The 17,057-nt window shown below is 62.8% G+C and carries 18 protein-coding genes; 8 read left to right on the top strand and 10 right to left on the bottom strand.

Going from position 1 to position 17,057, the window contains the following annotated elements; genetic code table 11:
* Positions 1–26: 26 nt before the first annotated feature.
* The 3 genes from A7317_RS14305 to A7317_RS14315 form a co-directional block, all read right to left on the bottom strand.
* Positions 27–593 (bottom strand): GNAT family N-acetyltransferase, encoded by a 567-nt coding sequence (locus A7317_RS14305; protein WP_069077408.1) that lies wholly within the window; start codon positions 591–593, stop codon positions 27–29.
* 99 nt (positions 594–692) lie between these two features.
* Positions 693–1,442 carry a fumarate/nitrate reduction transcriptional regulator Fnr gene (fnr, locus tag A7317_RS14310; RefSeq protein WP_069076118.1) on the bottom strand — a complete coding sequence of 250 codons (750 nt, stop codon included), beginning with the start codon at positions 1,440–1,442 and terminating at the stop codon, positions 693–695.
* 205 nt (positions 1,443–1,647) lie between these two features.
* Positions 1,648–2,571, bottom strand: a complete 924-nt coding sequence (locus tag A7317_RS14315; protein ID WP_069076119.1) for a universal stress protein — start codon at positions 2,569–2,571, stop codon at positions 1,648–1,650.
* A gap of 242 nt (positions 2,572–2,813) precedes the next feature.
* Between A7317_RS14315 and A7317_RS14320 the strand changes: the two genes are divergently transcribed.
* From A7317_RS14320 to A7317_RS14330, 3 genes are read left to right on the top strand one after another with little or no spacing between them, the layout of a single operon-like run.
* On the top strand, positions 2,814–3,887 hold the full coding sequence (locus tag A7317_RS14320; protein WP_024075556.1) for an NAD(P)-dependent alcohol dehydrogenase: 1,074 nt from the start codon (positions 2,814–2,816) through the stop codon (positions 3,885–3,887).
* Between the two features lie 31 nt (positions 3,888–3,918).
* On the top strand, positions 3,919–4,134 hold the full coding sequence (locus tag A7317_RS14325; RefSeq protein WP_069076120.1) for a hypothetical protein: 216 nt from the start codon (positions 3,919–3,921) through the stop codon (positions 4,132–4,134).
* Positions 4,131–5,369: an MgtC/SapB family protein gene (locus A7317_RS14330; protein ID WP_024075554.1), complete on the top strand. Its 1,239-nt coding sequence runs from the start codon at positions 4,131–4,133 to the stop codon at positions 5,367–5,369. The genes A7317_RS14325 and A7317_RS14330 overlap by 4 nt, the downstream gene beginning before the upstream one ends.
* Here A7317_RS14330 and A7317_RS14335 read toward each other — a convergent pair.
* From A7317_RS14335 to A7317_RS14365, 7 genes are read right to left on the bottom strand one after another with little or no spacing between them, the layout of a single operon-like run.
* Positions 5,362–6,741, bottom strand: a complete 1,380-nt coding sequence (locus tag A7317_RS14335) for an ATP-binding protein (RefSeq protein WP_069076121.1) — start codon at positions 6,739–6,741, stop codon at positions 5,362–5,364. The two genes, A7317_RS14330 and A7317_RS14335, sit on opposite strands and share 8 nt — an antisense overlap.
* Positions 6,738–7,400 (bottom strand): response regulator, encoded by a 663-nt coding sequence (locus A7317_RS14340; protein WP_024075552.1) that lies wholly within the window; start codon positions 7,398–7,400, stop codon positions 6,738–6,740. The genes A7317_RS14335 and A7317_RS14340 overlap by 4 nt, the downstream gene beginning before the upstream one ends.
* Positions 7,401–7,411: 11 nt before the next feature.
* Positions 7,412–8,056, bottom strand: a complete 645-nt coding sequence (locus A7317_RS14345; protein WP_069076122.1) for a tetratricopeptide repeat protein — start codon at positions 8,054–8,056, stop codon at positions 7,412–7,414.
* A complete protein-coding gene (locus A7317_RS14350) occupies positions 8,053–8,862 on the bottom strand; it encodes an SDR family oxidoreductase (protein WP_069076123.1) in 810 nt (269 codons plus the stop codon). Before A7317_RS14350 ends, A7317_RS14345 begins: the two co-directional genes overlap by 4 nt.
* Positions 8,849–9,523: a TenA family transcriptional regulator gene (locus tag A7317_RS14355; RefSeq protein WP_024075549.1), complete on the bottom strand. Its 675-nt coding sequence runs from the start codon at positions 9,521–9,523 to the stop codon at positions 8,849–8,851. Before A7317_RS14355 ends, A7317_RS14350 begins: the two co-directional genes overlap by 14 nt.
* On the bottom strand, positions 9,520–10,998 hold the full coding sequence (locus A7317_RS14360) for an AMP-binding protein (RefSeq protein ID WP_069076124.1): 1,479 nt from the start codon (positions 10,996–10,998) through the stop codon (positions 9,520–9,522). Before A7317_RS14360 ends, A7317_RS14355 begins: the two co-directional genes overlap by 4 nt.
* On the bottom strand, positions 10,988–11,665 hold the full coding sequence (locus A7317_RS14365) for a thermostable hemolysin (protein ID WP_069076125.1): 678 nt from the start codon (positions 11,663–11,665) through the stop codon (positions 10,988–10,990). The genes A7317_RS14360 and A7317_RS14365 overlap by 11 nt, the downstream gene beginning before the upstream one ends.
* A 181-nt stretch (positions 11,666–11,846) precedes the next feature.
* Here A7317_RS14365 and A7317_RS14370 point away from each other — a divergent pair, with 181 nt between their 5' ends.
* The 5 genes from A7317_RS14370 to A7317_RS14390 all read left to right on the top strand — a co-directional run bounded on the left by A7317_RS14370 (position 11,847) and on the right by A7317_RS14390 (position 17,048).
* Positions 11,847–12,398: a cytochrome b gene (locus A7317_RS14370; protein WP_069076126.1), complete on the top strand. Its 552-nt coding sequence runs from the start codon at positions 11,847–11,849 to the stop codon at positions 12,396–12,398.
* A 154-nt stretch (positions 12,399–12,552) separates the two neighbouring features.
* Positions 12,553–14,085 carry a sugar ABC transporter ATP-binding protein gene (locus A7317_RS14375; protein ID WP_069076127.1) on the top strand — a complete coding sequence of 511 codons (1,533 nt, stop codon included), beginning with the start codon at positions 12,553–12,555 and terminating at the stop codon, positions 14,083–14,085.
* Between the two features lie 13 nt (positions 14,086–14,098).
* Positions 14,099–15,067, top strand: coding sequence for an ABC transporter permease subunit (locus A7317_RS14380; RefSeq protein WP_093235470.1), 969 nt, complete (start codon positions 14,099–14,101; stop codon positions 15,065–15,067).
* A gap of 34 nt (positions 15,068–15,101) precedes the next feature.
* The gene (locus A7317_RS14385) at positions 15,102–16,034 is read left to right on the top strand and encodes an ABC transporter substrate-binding protein (protein ID WP_024075543.1); all 933 of its coding nucleotides are present in this window, start codon (positions 15,102–15,104) and stop codon (positions 16,032–16,034) included.
* A 21-nt stretch (positions 16,035–16,055) separates the two neighbouring features.
* A complete protein-coding gene (locus A7317_RS14390; protein ID WP_069076128.1) occupies positions 16,056–17,048 on the top strand; it encodes a LacI family DNA-binding transcriptional regulator in 993 nt (330 codons plus the stop codon).
* The last annotated feature ends 9 nt before the right edge of the window (positions 17,049–17,057 follow it).

Genomic DNA, 17,057 nt, shown 5'->3' on the forward strand with positions numbered 1-17,057 from the left:
ACCGCCCCGTCAGCGGGCCATGCGGTTCAGAGTTCGATGCTGCTGATCACCTGGGTACTGTCATTCGGATCGATCACGCTATGGAATCCCAAGTCATGGATCAGGTCACGCAGCCGGGAGTTGGTGGCCCCGTCGATCGTGTACATGCGTTTGAACCCGTTGGCGCGCGCCGCCTTTATCAGGTGCTGCATCAGGATGTACCCCAGGCCCTGTTGTTGCCAGTTATCGGCCACGGTCACCGCGCATTCGCATTCGTGCTCCTTGGCTTCGGCGTAGCGAGCCACGCCGATTTCGATCAGCTTGCCGTTGTCGTGCACCAGGGCGATAAAGGCCATACGGTGCTGATTATCGACATTCATCAACTGATCCATGAGGCGCTTGCCGGGCTCGTTGATTTCACCCAGGAAGCGCGCGTGCCGCGACTCGGGGGACAGGTTCTTGATGAAATCGTATTCGCGCTCTCGATCGGCGGCGGTCAACGGACGTATCAGCACGTGGCGGCCGTCTTTGAGTTCGTCGATCCAGTGTTCGTGGGGGGCTGCCTCCTTATAGGCGGCATCGGCTTGCCTGTTGTGTTCTGCGAGGGTGGGCATGGCATGACCTCCGAAGGTTGGACGGGATTGAAACAGCGTCTTTTCCATTGGTTTGTACGCCTTTACCGACCGTTAAAGCTGACCTGGATCAGATCAGCATCACTCCGGCCCATGCCGATGACAGCCGGCAATAAACCTCTTGAGTTGCGGCATATCGAGAATGTCGACATTGCGAGCGCTGATATGCACCAGGCCCAGTTTGCGCAGTTGCGCGATACTGCGGCATACCGTCTCCAGGCGCAGGCCCAAGTAAGAGCCGATTTCTTCGCGTCTCATCCGTAATACAAAAGAGCGGGATGAATAACCGCGCGTACTCATGCGCGCCGATAGATTCAATACAAACGCGGCCAGTCGCTCATCGGCATTCATATTGCCCATTTGTAATAACATACTGTGATCACGCACTATTTCGCGGCTCATGATCTTGTTCAAGTTATGTTGCAGCGATGGAATCTGGCTGGCCAGCCGTTCAAGTTGGTGGAAGTGAATCGGACACACTTCGCTGTCTTCCAGGGCCACGGCATGGCAGGCATGCTGCTCGGCGCTGATGGCGTCCAGGCCGAGCATTTCCCCGGCCATCTGGAAGCCGGTGACTTGTTCGCGACCGTCCAGGGAGACAATGCAGGTCTTGAAAAAGCCGGTTCGCACGGCGTAGAGCGAGCGCAGCGGGTCTGCGGTGCGATACAGCGAGGCGCCTTTTTTAACTTTGACCCGTTGGGGAATAAGTGTATCCAGGCGGCTCACTTCGCTATCGTTCAGACCGATGGGTAGACACAACTCTAGAACACTGCAATTGGCGCAAGCTGTCCTTAAATTTTGCGTTTGTACAAGTATTGGTGTCGACTTCATTTTAAAATAAGCCTCTTGCACACTTGCCGGTTGCCTAGATAACACTAAACAACACGTGATGAAAAAAGCTAGGTGCGGACTTATATATTTAGACGGCTGGAGGGTTCCGAATGCCTGGCGTCAGACTGAGGTATCCAAATGAATTGTTTTGGCGCGAAGTACCCCCGCGACGAATAGTGCCGCGGGGCGAGCAAAGTGCGTGTGATCAATCAACGATTTCGGGCTTCACCATCCAGACGCTGCACGGCATCTTGTACAACAGCGATTCGGCTGTACTACCCAGTAAGCGCGACAGCCCGTGATGGCCGACCCGCCCCATGACAATCACATCGACATTGTAGGCATCGGCGTAGCTGGACAGCACTTTCGCCGGGTTGCCCAGGATCATATGGCGCTGTGCTGGCGGGATCCCGTTGCGCGCGGCCAGGTCATTGAAGGCCTGCCCCTGTTCGTCGAACAAGCGCTTGGCGGCGACCGACGAGAAGAAGCCGGCGCCGCTGCCAAACCCGTACTCCTGGGCGCCCAGGTCGGACAGGTCATGGGCGTACACCACTTCCACCTCGGCATCGCAGGCGGTGGCCAACTTGACCGCTTCATGCAGGATGCGGTCGTTAAGGTCGTCATAGTGCTCATTGCGATGGAACGGGTCCACGGCGGCCACGATCTTGCGCGGCAAGGCATGTTGCGCACCGCTGACAAAATGCAGTGGCACCGGGCATTCGCGAATCAGGTGCACGTCCAGTGGCGTGAACATCAGCCGCGACAGCAGCGACTCATGCTCCAGCGCCTTGATCACCACGGCCATCGGCTCTTCCCGCAGGCGCACCAATATCTCCTGCAGCGGGCGTTCCACCCAGGCCACCTCGGTGGTGACCGTCAGCCCGAGATTGCGTAACGGCCGGGCCTGGTCCTCCAGCCATTGATGATGACGCTCGACGTAGCCCAGGCGCATCTGTTCCAGCGCCTGTTCATTGACCAGGCCGGCGGTGGCCAGGCCTTCCAGGTAATCAAAGGCCAGGATATGCAGCGCGGCGCCTTCGGCCTTGGCCAGGGCAGCGGCCCTGTCGAAGGCCGGACTGTGCTCCATCAATGGTGAAACCAGCAACAAGTAACGGGCTTGAGTGGACATGGGCAATCTCCCTTGGGTAAGCGGCGGATAGCAGCGGGCAATGGTGCCTGCCTGACATCATCGCGCCGGGCGCCGGTGGCGGTTTGACTTGCATCAAGTCGCCTTGAGCGGGAGCCAGGTCAACGATGCGCGGTCAGGGGCTATGATCAATCCGGGGATTGTTGATCATGATCAACTTGTGCCGTGCGTTCGCGGCGCAGTCTGGTCGCCAATCAGGCTTTTCCGGCCCAGGAGGTCACAGCATGGCAACCATGAGAGCAGCTGTCTTCGTTGAAAAAAACCGCATCGTCCTGGACGACAAACCCATTCCCGAAGTCGGTCCGTTGGACGCCTTGGTGCGCATTACCACCACCACCATCTGCGGTACCGACGTGCATATCCTGCGCGGCGAGTACCCGGTCGCCAAAGGCCTGACCGTGGGCCATGAACCGGTGGGCGTGATTGAGCGGCTGGGGTCCCAGGTTCGCGGGTTTGTCGAAGGCCAGCGGGTGATCGCCGGCGCCATCACCCCCAGCGGGCAAAGCTACGCCTGCCTGTGCGGGTGTGGCTCCCAGGACGGCCCCGATACACGGCATGGCTTTCGCGCTGCGGGGGGCTGGAAATTCGGCAATACCCTCGACGGCTGCCAGGCCGAATACGTGCTGGTCCCCGATGCGCTGGCCAACCTGTGCCCGATCCCCGACGGTTTAAGTGACGAACAGGTGCTGATGTGCCCGGACATCATGTCCACCGGGTTTTCCGGGGCCGAGCGCGGCGAGGTGAGCATTGGCGACACGGTGGTGGTATTCGCCCTGGGGCCGATCGGCTTGTGCGCGGTGGCGGGGGCACGCCTTAAAGGCGCCTCGATGATTATCGGGGTCGACGGGGTCAGTGAACGCATGAACGTCGCCCGCAGCCTCGGCGCTACCCATATCGTCGATTTCAAGAAAGGCAATGTGGTCGAGCAAATCATGGCGCTCACGGACGGCCGTGGGGTCGACGTGGCGATCGAAGCCCTGGGCACCCAGGGCACCTTCGAGTCGGCCTTGCGCGTGCTGCGCCCCGGTGGGCGCCTGTCCAGCCTGGGGGTGTATTCCAGTGACCTGCACATTCCCTATGACGCCTTCAGTGCGGGGCTGGGGGATTACAGCATCGTGTCGACCCTGTGCCCCGGCGGCAAGGAGCGCATGCGCCGCTTGATGGCCGTGGTTGCCAGCGGCGGGGTGGACCTGTCGCCCCTGGTGACCCACCGCTTCAAGCTCGACGATATCGAGGCGGCCTATGAGCTGTTTGCCCATCAACGCGATGGCGTCATGAAGGTCGCGATTACTCCCTGAAGGCGCCTGGGGGCGCCAGCCGAGGCCAAGGATGCTGATCACCATCACACAACAACAGGCGCCGCTGCGCTGGACAGTACATATGGACGCCTGGTTCGTGCATTTCACCAGCCTGGCCGCAGCCGAAGACTTCGTGCACCGCCTGCGGGCACGGCTGGACGCACCTCATCCCTGGCCAAGCGTCGCCGCGCCAAGGGGCACCACAGGTTCTGCACCGGCTTTGATTCGCACCGGCGGGTATGGATGACGCACACCCTCGACCTGGCCGGTGCCGCTGCGGCGCTGGGTATCGGCATGCTGATCGGGCTTGAGCGCGAACGTCGCAAGGGGCAGGGCGAACTGCGCGCTTTTGCCGGTTTGCGCACTTATTCCATCACCGCGTTATTAGGCTATGTGACGCAGCAAGTCGGTGGCGGCCTGTTGTTGGGGCTGATCGCCGGCTGCCTGGCGGTGATCGCCAGCACGGCGTACTGGAAGAGCCAGGATAAAGACCCGGGCATCACCAGCGAAGTCACCTTGCTCATGGTGCTGGTATTGGGCGCAGGGTGTGGGGACGCCCCCGAACGGGCTATCGCCATCGGCGTCGTCGTCGCCGGTTTGCTGGCCTACCGCGACAAACTGCATAACTTTGCCCGCATCCAATTGACCGACATCGAAATGCGTGACGGGCTGTTGCTGCTGATCGTGGCGCTGGTGGTGTTGCCGCTGGCGCCGGATCGCTTTATCGGCCCCTATGGTGCGCTTAACCCGCGCACTATCTGTACCTTGACGGTGTTGTTGATGGCGGTAGGGGCGGTGGGCCATGTGGCGGTGCGCGCGCTTGGGCCGCGGTATGGCTACGTCGTGGGCGCCATTGCTTCGGGGTTCGCTTCCAGCACGGTGACCGTGGCCGCCATGGGCCAGATCGTCGGCAAGGAGCCGCAGCACCTGCGCACCCTCGCGGCAGCGGCGATTTTTTCGAATATTGCCACCGTGACCCAAATGGCGCTGATCCTCGGCGCCGTGGAGCCGAGGCTGCTTTCGCAGATGGCCTGGCCGCTGCTCGCCGGGTTTGCCACCACCGCGTTGTATGGGGCAGCCCTGATGCTGCGCGCGCCGACGACAGCGGCCAGCCAAATCATCAAGGTCGGCGGTGCATTCGACCTCAAGCTGGCGCTGATCATGGTCTTGACCCTGACCGGCATTACCTTCCTGTCGTCAGTGATGCTCCATCACTTCGGCCAGGTGGGGGTGATGTTGACCGCGACCTTGAGTGGTTTCGCCGACGCTCACGCGTCCATCGCCTCGATTGCCGCCCTGGCCACCAGCGGCCAGTTGTCCCTGGAGGCTGCGTCCATTCCGATATTGCTGGTGGTCAGTTGCAACGCGCTGAGCAAGTGCCTGGTGGCCTGGGTCAGCGGCGGCCGCACATTCGCCGCCTACGTGATCGCCGGGCAAGTGCTGCTGACCGGCGCAATGTGGCTGGGCACACTGCTCAGGTAACGTGCGCGCGCACCGGGATCTCCAGGGTCGCTCGCAGGCCACCGGTTTCCCGGTTTTCGAGGCGCACTCGCCCGCCCAGGCGCTGGGCGATGGTTTGTACGATCGTCAGGCCCAGGCCCGCCCCCTTGGCATTGCCGCGGCTGTAAAAGCGCTCGAAGAGCCGGTCGCGCTGGGCCTCATCGATGCCGGGGCCCTGGTCGTCGATGGTCAGGGCGAAATACTCGGCGTTTTTGCACAAACCCACGGTGATCACCCCATGTTCCGGGGAGAAATTCGCCGCGTTGGTCACCAGGTTGGTCAAGGCGATATCGATCGCGCCGGCGTCGGTCGTCACCTGGTACGGCGCATCGTCGACCTCGAGCACCAGTTCCAAGTCCTTGCTCAGCAACCAGGGGGTCAACTGGATCAGGGTTTCACGCACCGTTGTCGCCAGGTCGATCGCCTGTACCGCTGGCTGCCCGGCGCTCGGTTCCAGGCGTGCCATGGTCAGCAACTGGTTGACCAGGCGGCTGGTGCGGTCGACACCGGCGATCAGGAAGGCCAGGGACTCGCGCCGCTCGGTTTCGGTGCCGGCTTCCAGCAGGTTTTGCGCATGCACCCGCAATACCGCCAGGGGCGTGCGCATTTCGTGGGCGGCGTCGGCAATAAAGCGTCGCTCGCGGCCCAGCATGTCCTGGATTTGCGCGAGCATACGGTTCAACGCCGCCTGCATCGGTTCCAGCTCCATGGGCAAGGGCGTCAGTTGCATCGGTTCCAGGGAACCGGAATGCCGTGCACGCAAGGTGGCCGCCATGTCGGCCAAGGGCTTGAGCCCCCAGCCAATCGCCAGCCAGACCATGGCGGCAAGGATCAGGCTGCCCAGCACATTCGGCCACAAGGTATGCCGCACGATGCGCTGGACCAGGTCGGAGCGCACATCGTCGCGCTCGCCCACCCAAATGCGCAGGCCATTGTCCTTGTCTTTGAGCACGAAGCCGCGCCATTGCCGGCCATTGAGGTCGTCGATATTGCTGTAGCCCGGTTGTTCCGGGGGCGTGGCGAATGACGGTGAGCTGGCGGTAAACACCAGCAGTTCGCCCTGGGGGTTCCACACCTGGAAGGCAATCTTGCTTTCGTAAGGGTGCCCATCCACCTTGGGCATGGCTTCGCCCAAGGCTTTGTTGAAGGCGCGATACAGCTCCGTCTGGTCTTTGCTCGCCAGCGGCATGCTCATGACGCCCTGGAGCAGGCGTGCGTTCTGCGCCAGTTGCGCATCGTAGACTTCGGCGATTTCGTGATTGCTGTCGTGCAGGTTCAGCACACTGATCACCAGCAATCCGGCGAGCATCAGGCCGATGATCAGGGTCAGGGTGCGCCGCCGAATCGAGGTCATCCGCGCTCCTCCACCAGGTAGCCGACGCCGCGAACGGTGCGGATCAGTTCGCTGGAGAACTTCTTGCGCAGGTGATGGATGTGCACCTCCAGGGTGTTGCTTTCGGCTTCTTCGTTCCAGCCGTAGAGCAGTTGCATCAGCTGGTCACGGGTCATCACGCGGCCTGGCGGCGACAGCAGTTCGTGCAGCAGTTGATATTCCTTGGGCGTGAGCAGCACCGGTTCGCCGTGGTAGCTGACTTGCTGTGTGCTCGGGTCCAGGCAAATGCCCGCGTGTTCGATCATCACCCGCGCACGTCCGGCGCTGCGGCGTAGCAGGGCACGCAGGCGCGCCTTGAGTTCGGCCAGGTCGAAGGGCTTGACCAGGTAATCGTCGGCGCCGGCATCCAACCCGGCGATGCGGTCTTCGGTGGCGTCCCGCGCGGTGAGGATCAGCACCGGCAGGTTCGAGCCGCTGTCACGCAGGCGTCGCAGCACCTCCAAGCCATCCATGCGCGGCAGGCCGAGATCGAGCACCACCACGTCAAAGGTTTCGCTGAGCAAGGCATGCAAGGCACTGCTGCCGTCTTGCAGCCAATCGACGGTGTAGCCCTCACGCACCAGCGCCTGGTGAATACCTTCACCCAATGCCACGTCATCCTCGATCAGTAATAGGCGCACGCAGACTCCTGTCAGTTGAGTTTTTTGTTGATGTCGGCCAGCACGCTTTCGATCTCTTTGCGCCGCCCGGCATCGGCGGTTTCCCGACCCGGCCGGGGGGCGGCCAGCAGGGCTTTTTGCAGGGCATCACGGGCTTCGCCATAGCGTTTTTGCCGGTACAGGTGGTCACCCCAGAAGTACAGACTATCAATGCCCGCCGGGTTCAGTTGCAAGGCCTGTTTGAGCAACTGTTCGGCCTTGTCGGCATCGCCGAAGCCGATGGGCCAACCGGGGACGCGATCATACAGGGCCGCCAGGCTGGTATAGGCCGAGCCTTGCAGGGCCTTGGGGTCCAGGGCCAGCGCTTTTTCCAGGTCGACCTTGGCCGCCTTGACCTTGCTCAACGCGCCCAGCCCGCCCTGGGCACCGGCCCAACTGCTGGTGACAATCCCCGACCAGATCCACGCCTCGGCAGCCTGGGGGCGGGCCTGGGTGAAGGCCGTTGCCTGGGTGGCCAATTGTTCGAACGCCTGGGTTCGCTGCTCTTCAGGCAGGTTGTATTGGATATGGGCCCAGCGCGTCTGGATGTCGTTCAGGCGTTGCTGGTCAGCGGCCTCCAGCGCCCAGGTCAAGGGGCTCAGGGCGGTGAGCAGCAGCGCAACGAAAAGTCGTTTCATGGTTTCAGGTCCTCATTCTCGGGTTTGTCGCTCAAGCGGCGTACCAACGGCAGTTGTTTGCGCAAGCCTCGGTCGACCAGGTTGGGCAGCAGGCTGTTAAGGCGCACAAAGAAACGCTCCGGCCAGCCCAGGTACAGATCGCGACGCTCGTTGGCAATCGCCTGGATCACGGCTGAAGCCACGGTGTGCGGGTCGTCGACGTTGGACTTGAGCGCATCGTTCAAGGCTTGCGCGGCGGGGCTGTTCATCTTGGTATGGGTGGCGCGCGGGGCGACGTACAGCACCCCGACGCGGGTATCGGCCAGTTCCCGGCGCAGCGCTTCAGAAAAGCCGCGCAAGGCGAACTTGGTGGCGCAGTAGGTGGCATAGCCGGGGTAGCCGATGGAGCCGTAGGTAGAGCCGACGTTCACCACCATGGCGCTTGGCGCCTGCTTGAGCATGGGTAACAGCAGCTTGGTCAGGCAGATGGGCGCCGTGATGTTCAGCGCCAGCATCCCGTTGATTTCGTTGTCGTCCAGTTGCTCCAGCATCGCGAAGTGATTGATCCCGGCGGCGTTGATCAGCAGGTTCACGCCGCCGATGGCTTCGGCGGCGGCCAGCACTTTGCGCCGGTCGGCGAGAAAGGTCAGGTCGGCGCTTACCCAGCACAATTGCTGCGGATAGCGTTCAAGCAAACCTTCCAACGGCCCACGATGACGGGCCACGGCCAGCACCCGCGCGCCACTGGCGCAGAGGGCGGACACAATCGCCAGGCCAATCCCACCGCTGGCGCCGGTCAGCACCACGCGGGCGTCAGACAGGCGCATGGGAAGCCTCCCCAAGGCGCGGCAGGCTGCGGAACATATCGGTGTAGAGCGCGTACACCACCTTGGATGCGCGGATCACGGCGGCCTGGTCTTCAGGATCATCCAGGCTGTTCATCAAGCGGCGGTAGGTTTCCATGTGGCCGATGTCCAGGGAACCGTGGGAGCTCAGGTAGCTGAACGCGGTGGCCGGCAGTTGCAAGCGATCGCGGATGCTATCGGCGGCATGGGTGGCCAGGGCGATACTGGTGCCTTCCAGCACATTGACCATGCCGAACAGGCCAACCGGGTTGTCACGGGCGATCAGGTCATAGAGGTAGCTGACCATCAATTCGATGGGCAACCCAGGGCGCCCATCGCGTACCGCCGCCTTGTCGCCGCCACAGGCGGCGATGTCATCCAGCACCCATTGCTCATGGCCATATTCATCTTCGATGTAGTCGCAAACGGCCTTGCGCAGCCATTCCAGGCGCGAGGGCAAGCGCGCGCCGCAAGCCATCATCAACGGCACGGTATGCCGTACGTGGTAGTAGGCCTGGGCCAGGAATGCGCGATAGCTTTCCAGGCTGACCTTGCCTTCCATGGCATCGCGGATGATCGGCAGGTTGAACAGTGCGTTGCGTTCCTGTTGGGTGGCTTCTTGCAGCGAGTCGAAAAAATTCACGATGAGGTTTCCTCGTTGAGTGCAGGGGCAAGCTGGGTTTGATAACGGGCGACGATGGCGTCGCGCCGTGGCCGGCCATTGGCGGTGAGCAAGCCATTGGCGGCGGTGAAGGGTTCTGCCAGGCGCGTCCAGCGATGCACCTGGGCGTAGTCCGGCAGGCTGCTATTGGCCTCGGCCACGGCGGCGGCCAGTTGGGCGTCGCTGCAGTCGGCGCGATGGGGCCACAGCAGGGCATGGTTCTGCGGCAGTGCTTCGCCGTACACGAACGCCTGGGCGATGACCCCGCCCTGGGTCAGTTCGGCCTCGACCCAGTCCGGGTTGACGTTGCGCCCGTAACTGGTGACGAACTGATGTTTCTTGCGGCCCTTGAGGTAGAGAAAACCGTCTTCGTCGAAGGCGCCCAGGTCGCCGCTGGGCCACCATTGTTCGGGCTGGCCGGGCTGGTCCAGGTAGCCGAGCAGGGTCGATCCCTTGATCAGCACTTCACCGTCTTCGGCCAGGCGGATTTCCACGTGGGGCAGGGGCCGGCCGACACTTCCCGGCCGGTTGGCCTCAGGGCGGTTCAGGCACACCACCGAAGCGCATTCCGAGAGCCCGTAGCCTTCGTACACCGGCATGCCCAAGTGGTGCGCCCGTTGCAACAAGGCCTTGGAGACGCGCGCACCGCCGACCGCGGCGAAGCGCAGCCCCAGGGGGCTGAATGCCTTTTGCTCGGCGGCGATGACCAACATCAACAGTAACTGCGGCACCAGGATCAGGCTGTGGGGCTGGCGTGCCGCCAGGCAACCGAGCAATTGCGCTGCGTCCACCGCGCTGGCGCCCTGGATACCCAGGCTCTTCTGGCTGGGCAGGCTCAAGGTGGCGCCGGCATACAACGCGGCGTAGCAACCGAGGTTCTCCAGCAAAATCGCAATGGGCAACAAGGCCAGGTGATGGCGTGGGTCGGTGACGTGGCTGGCCTGGTACAACTCACGGGCCACCCGCAACAGGCTGTCGGCGCTCAGGCACACGCCCTTGGGCGCCCCAGTGGTGCCGGAGGTGAAGGTCAGCTTGGCGGTAGCCGATGGCATCGAAGGGCGGCCTTCAAACGTACGGCACCAGAATTCGCCGGATTGACGGTAGCCACTGGCGAGCAGTTCAGCCTCCAGGTGGGGCTCGGCGAGCACCCGCTCAGCGTGGCTTTGTTGCAGGCAGTGGGCGCGCTGTGCCGGGCTGAAGAACGGCGGCAGGGTCAGGCAGGTCAGCCCCTCGAACAGCACCGCCAGGTCCCACAGCATGGCCTCGACGCCATTGTCCAAGGCCAGGGCGACCACTTTCACGCCTTCGTCGCGCAGGCGTTCGCGGCGGTACTCGACTTCGGCGAACAGTGAGGTGTAATCCATCTTCAAGGTGTCGCCCCACAAGGCGATAGCACCGTCATTGCGCTCGGCGTAACCGCGAAGCACGGCGTGGAAGCGGCGGGTTTCAGGCGACATGGCTGGCGTCCTCAATCGTGGTAGGCAACCCCAGGCGTGAGAACAGGCCCATGTTGCGCAAATGGATAAAGCCGGCGCGGATATTGCCGACATGCACCCAAGGTTGGCTTTCGTAGTAACTGCCCCAGTGATGGCGGTCATCGCCCAGGCGCTGCGGGTCGGCGGCGCACAGGGTGACCGGCTTCAAGCCGAGGCGGTGGAAGCTGTTGACCAGGCCGATATTGCCGGTGAACGCCACCCACTCCAGGCCGCCCATGGCCAGCAGCCAGGTGATGGCGATGATGCTCAGGCGGGCACTGCCGGTATCGCTGGCGGCCAGGTTGCCGACTTCGGCAATGGCCCGGCGCTCCACCGGTTGGTCGGCGGCGGCACTGATCAGTGGCTCGATCGGATGGTCCAGGTAACGTTCCAGGAACAACGGTTCGGTGCTCGCCAGGCGCACCCCGGCGACGCCACACAGTTCACCGTTGGCCTGGCTCACGCCAAACAACTGCGGCATGAAGTGGCGGATATCGGCGCCGTGGGCAATGCGAAAACGCTGTTGGATAAACGCCTCGAATTCCGCGCGCTGAGGGTCTTGGGGCAGGGCACGGGCGAGGCATAGCGGCGTACTGTCGGCCTGGCCAAACAGCAGCGGCAAGCGAACGCTCCAATCGATGTCGGGCATTGGCGATACGTCTCCCAAGTGAAGTTGGGTGGAGTATCGGAGGCATTTCTTAACGAAGTCTGAAGGTGGTGAAAATGATCGATCGGCCGATCTTCAGACTGCCTTAAGACTTCGCAGGCAGGGTGACGCCGACGCTTCGAGGCCGAGCCCGGCCACCCTTCCTGCATAAGGCTCCTTTCCCATGACCGAAAACCAGATGACAACGCGCTACGCAAGGCTGTCGATGAGCCTGCACTGGCTGATGCTCGCGCTGTTCGTTGGCGTGTACGCCTGTATCGAAATCAAAGGCCTGCTGCCCCGCGGGCATGCACTCAAGGGCGTGTTCCTCGGTGGCCATGCGCTGTTCGGGATTGGCATATTCGTGCTGGTCTGGCTGCGTCTGCTGGGACGCCTGGCGCCACGCCCGCCGATTGTGCCGCGACCGCCCGCCTGGCAAACGGCTGCATCGCACCTGATGCACCTGGCGTTGTACGGCCTGATGATCATCACGCCACTGCTGGCGTGGCTGATGCTCAATGCCGCAGGCAAGCCGGTGCCGTATTTCGAGTTCGGCTTACCCACGCTGGTCGCACCGGACCCGGACCTGGCCCGGCAGTTCAAGCACTGGCATGAGTGGCTGGGTAGCGCCGGCTATTGGTTGATCGGCCTGCACGCGGCGGCGGGGCTGTTCCACCATTACTGGGTGCGTGATAACACCCTGGTGCGCATGCTGCCGAAACGCTACAAAGGCTGAAATTGCGATTAAAGCGCTTGATGAAACGTTTCTTCTAGCGACAAACGGCGCACGCAAGCGCTTGCGTAAGTAAATGTATCTGATTAGAGTCGGTGGCAATCGGCTCTGATCCAAGGGGTCGATAGACAAAAATAATAAAACCAGGAGCTCAGTCATGAGCCTTGAACCCTTGCTTGAGATGCAGGGCATCAGCAAAACCTTCAACGGTTTGCGTGTGCTCAAGAATGTCGGCCTGAAGGTCTACCCCGGCGAAATCCACGCCTTGATGGGGGAGAACGGCGCCGGCAAATCGACCCTGATGAAAATCCTCTCCGGCGCCTACCAGGCCGATCCCGGCGGCGAAATCCGCATCACCGGCCAGCGTGTCGCCACCTTCACGCCCGCCACCGCCAAAGCCCTCGGCATCGCCGTGATCTATCAGGAACTGAGCCTGTGCCCGAACCTGAGCGTGGCCGAGAATATCTACCTGGGCCGGGAACTGCGTCGTGGCTGGACCATCGACCGCCAGGGCATGCAGGCCGGTTGCGTCGAGGTGCTGCAACGCCTGGGCGCCGAGTTCACCCCGGCAACCCAGGTCAGCAGCCTGTCGATCGCCGAGCGCCAATTGGTGGAAATCGCCCGCGCCTTGCATGCCCACGCCAAGTTGCTGGTGATGGACGAGCCGACCACGCCGCTGTCCTCCCGCGAGACCGACCGCCTGTTCGCGCTGATCAAGCAACTGCGTAGCCAGGGCCTGGCGATCATCTATATCAGCCACCGTATGGCCGAGATCTACGAGCTGTCGGACCGCGTCTCGGTGCTGCGCGACGGCCAATACATCGGCGAATTGACCCGCGACGCGCTGTCGGCCGAGGTGTTGGTGAAAATGATGGTGGGCCGCGACCTCTCCGGTTTCTACAAAAAGGAACACGCCGCCTATAACCCCGGCAACGTGGTGATGCGCGTGCGTGACATGGCCGATGGCAAGCGCGTGCGCAATTGCAGTTTCGACCTGCATGCCGGTGAAGTGCTGGGCATTGCCGGTTTGGTCGGGGCAGGGCGCACCGAACTGGCGCGACTGATTTTCGCCGCCGACCCGCGCACCTCCGGCACCCTGGAAGTGGTGGGCGAGCGCGTGACCCAACTGCGCAACCCGGCCGATGCGATTCGGGCCGGCGTGGTCTACCTCACCGAAGACCGCAAGGCCCAGGGCCTGTTCCTCGACATGAGCGTGGCCGACAACATCAATGTTTGTGCCTGTGTGCCCGACGCCCATGCCGGTGGCGTACTCGATCGCCGGCATGCCGCGCAACGCTCGAATGACGCGATCAAGTCACTGTCGATCCGCGTGGCCTCGGGCAAGGTCAATGTGGGGGCGTTGTCCGGTGGCAACCAGCAAAAGGTCTTGCTGGCGCGGCTGCTGGAGGTCAAGCCGCATGTGCTGATCCTCGACGAACCGACGCGGGGCGTGGACATCGGCTCCAAGTCCGAGATCTACCGCATCATCAACCAACTGGCCCAGGCGGGCGTCGGCATCGTGGTGATCTCCAGCGAATTGCCGGAAATCATCGGCACCTGCGACCGTGTGCTGATCATGCGCGAAGGCCAGTTGGTGGCCGAAGTCGGCGGGGCTTCCGGCCACGTCATTTCCCAGGAACGTATTATTGACCTCGCCACTGGTGGCGATCAGGTGGTTGCCCATGGCTGATTCACACAACACGATGACCCTCCCGGCTGTCGGCAAGGCCGAACGCGTCCGAGGGCTGATGCGCACGGTCGGCATGCTGCCGGTGCTGATCCTGCTGCTGGTGGGCTTTGCCCTGGCCAGTGAAAACTTCCTGACGATGCAGAACCTGTCGATCATCACCCAGCAGGCGTCGGTCAATGTGGTGCTGGCAGCGGGCATGACCTTTGTGATCCTCACGGCGGGCATCGACCTGTCGGTGGGGGCGATCCTGGCGGCGTCGGCCGTGGTGGCGTTGCAGGCGTCGATGTCGCCGCAGTTCGGCATGTTCGGTATCGCCGCCGGTATCGGCTTTGGCCTGTTGCTGGGCCTGGTCAACGGCGGGCTGATTGCCTTCATGCGCCTGCCGCCGTTTATCGTCACCCTCGGGGCCTTGACCGCCATGCGCGGCCTGGCGCGCTTGCTCGCCGATGACAAGACGGTGTTCAACCCCGACCTGCCTTTTGCCTTTATCGGCAATGACTCGATCCTCGGTGTGCCGTGGCTGGTGGTGATCGCCGTGGCGGTGGTGGCCCTGTCGTGGTTCATCCTGCGCCGCACCGTGATGGGCGTGCAGATCTATTCGGTGGGCGGCAACCCCGAAGCGGCGCGGCTCTCCGGAATCAAGGTGTGGAAAGTGCTGCTGTTTGTCTATGCCATGTCCGGTGCGCTGGCCGGGCTCGGTGCGGTGATGAGCGCCTCGCGCCTGTTCGCCGCCAACGGCCTGCAACTGGGGCAATCCTATGAACTGGACGCGATTGCCGCCGTGATCCTCGGCGGCACCAGCTTTACCGGCGGGGTCGGCACTATCGGCGGTACGTTGATCGGCGCCCTGATCATCGCGGTACTCACCAATGGCCTGGTGCTGCTGGGGGTGTCGGATATCTGGCAGTACATCATCAAGGGCATCGTGATCATCGGCGCAGTGGCGCTGGATCGTTATCGCCAATCCGGTGCGCGCACCTGAATTCACTCATACAACAATCACAAGAGAGACCCGCATGAACCTTAAACATCTGTTCCCCGTCATGGCCTTGGCCGCCCTGATGTCCCAAGCCGTTGAAGCCCGCGAGCTCAAAGCCCTCGGCATCAGCATGGGCTCGCTCGGCAACCCGTATTTCGTGACCCTGGCCGACGGCGCAACCGCAAGGGCCAAGGCCCTGAACCCCGACGTCAAGGTAACCTCGGTGTCGGCCGACTATGACCTGAGCAAGCAGTTCTCGCAGATCGACAACTTCATCTCGTCCAAGGTCGACCTGATCCTGATCAACGCCGTCGACCCTTCTGCCATGGCCTCGGCGATCAAGAAAGCGCGCGACGCCGGGATTGTCGTGGTGGCCGTGGATGTGGACGCCAAGGGCGTGAACGCCACCGTGCAGACCGACAACGTCGAAGCCGGCAAGCTGGCCTGCCAGTTCCTGGTGGACAAGCTCAAGGGCAAGGGCAACGTGATTATCCAGAACGGCCCGCAAGTCACGGCGGTGACCGATCGCGTCAAAGGCTGCAAGGCCGCCCTGGCCGCGGCACCCGACATCAAGGTGCTGTCCGACGACCAGGACGGCAAGGGCTCGCGCGAAGGCGGCCTGAACGCCATGCAGGGTTACCTGACCCGCTTCCCGAGCATCGACGGCCTGTTCGCGATCAACGACCCGCAAGCCATCGGCAGCGACCTGGCGGCCAAGCAGCTCAAGCGCAGCGGCATCATCATTACGTCGGTGGACGGCGCGCCGGATATCGAACATGCGCTCAAGACCGACACACAGATCCAGGCATCCGCCAGCCAGGACCCGTGGGCCATGGCGCAGACAGCGGTGAACATCGGCAATGACCTGCTCAATGACAAGGCCCCGGCCGAAGCGGTGACCCTGCTCACGCCCAAACTGATCACCCGTGACAACGTCGGCACCTACAGCGGCTGGTCGAGCAAACATTGATTCATTGAGAGGAACGGCGCCGTGTTCACCATGGATGACGTCGCAAGCAGGGCGGGGGTGTCGACATCGACCGTGTCACATGTGTTGAACGGCACCCGCAAAGTCAGCCCGGCCACGGTGCAGGCGGTACAGCGCGCGATCCAGGAGTTGGGGTACATCCCCAACACCCTGGCACGCTCGCTGGCACGCTCGAGCACCAGCACGATCGGCGTGGCGATCTCGGCGCTGTCCAACCATTACTTCAGCGAGACGGTGCACGCGATTGAAACCGAGTGCGCCAAACACGGCTACATGATGCTGTTCGTCGACACCCATGATGACCCCGAGCAGGAGCTGCGGGTGGTCACGGCGCTGCATCACCGACGCGTCGACGGCATTGTGCTGGCGCCGTCGAACGGCTCGTTGGCCCTGGAGTACCTGAAGGCCAACGAGATACCGGCGGTGCTGGTGGATCGGATGATGAGCGAGCACTTTGACCAGGTCGGGGTCGAGAATACCCAACCCACTCAGGCGCTGATTGAGCACTTGATCGCCCATGGGCATCGCCGGATTGGATTTATTGCCGGGCGTACGGGGTTCAGCACCACGGATGAACGGGTCGCCGGTTACCGCGCCGCCTTGCACGCGGCAGGGCTGGCGTTTGATCCGCAGCTGCTGGTCAATGGCGGTTCCAACAGCGAGCCGGCGCGCCAGGCCACCGTGCAGTTGCTGGGCCTGGCTGCGCCACCCACCGCGATCATGGCCGGCAATAACCTGATGACCCTCGGCGCGATGCACGCCTTGCGTGACGCGCAGCTCGAAGTGCCGAGGCAAATGGCCCTGGTGGGCTTTGATGATTTTGACTGGGCGGACTTTTTCGTGCCGCGCCTGAGCCTGATCGCGCAGCCGGTCAAGGCCCTCGGCGCCCGCGCGGTCGACCTGTTACTGCAACGTATGGCGTCGCCTGACGCTCCACCCCAGAGTGTGCGCCTGGCGCCGACCCTGCAGTTACGTAACTCCTGTGGCTGTCATTGATTGGAATAA

This window comes from Pseudomonas fluorescens, assembly GCF_001708445.1.
In the GTDB taxonomy this organism is placed as follows: Bacteria; Pseudomonadota; Gammaproteobacteria; order Pseudomonadales; family Pseudomonadaceae; genus Aquipseudomonas; species Aquipseudomonas gorinensis.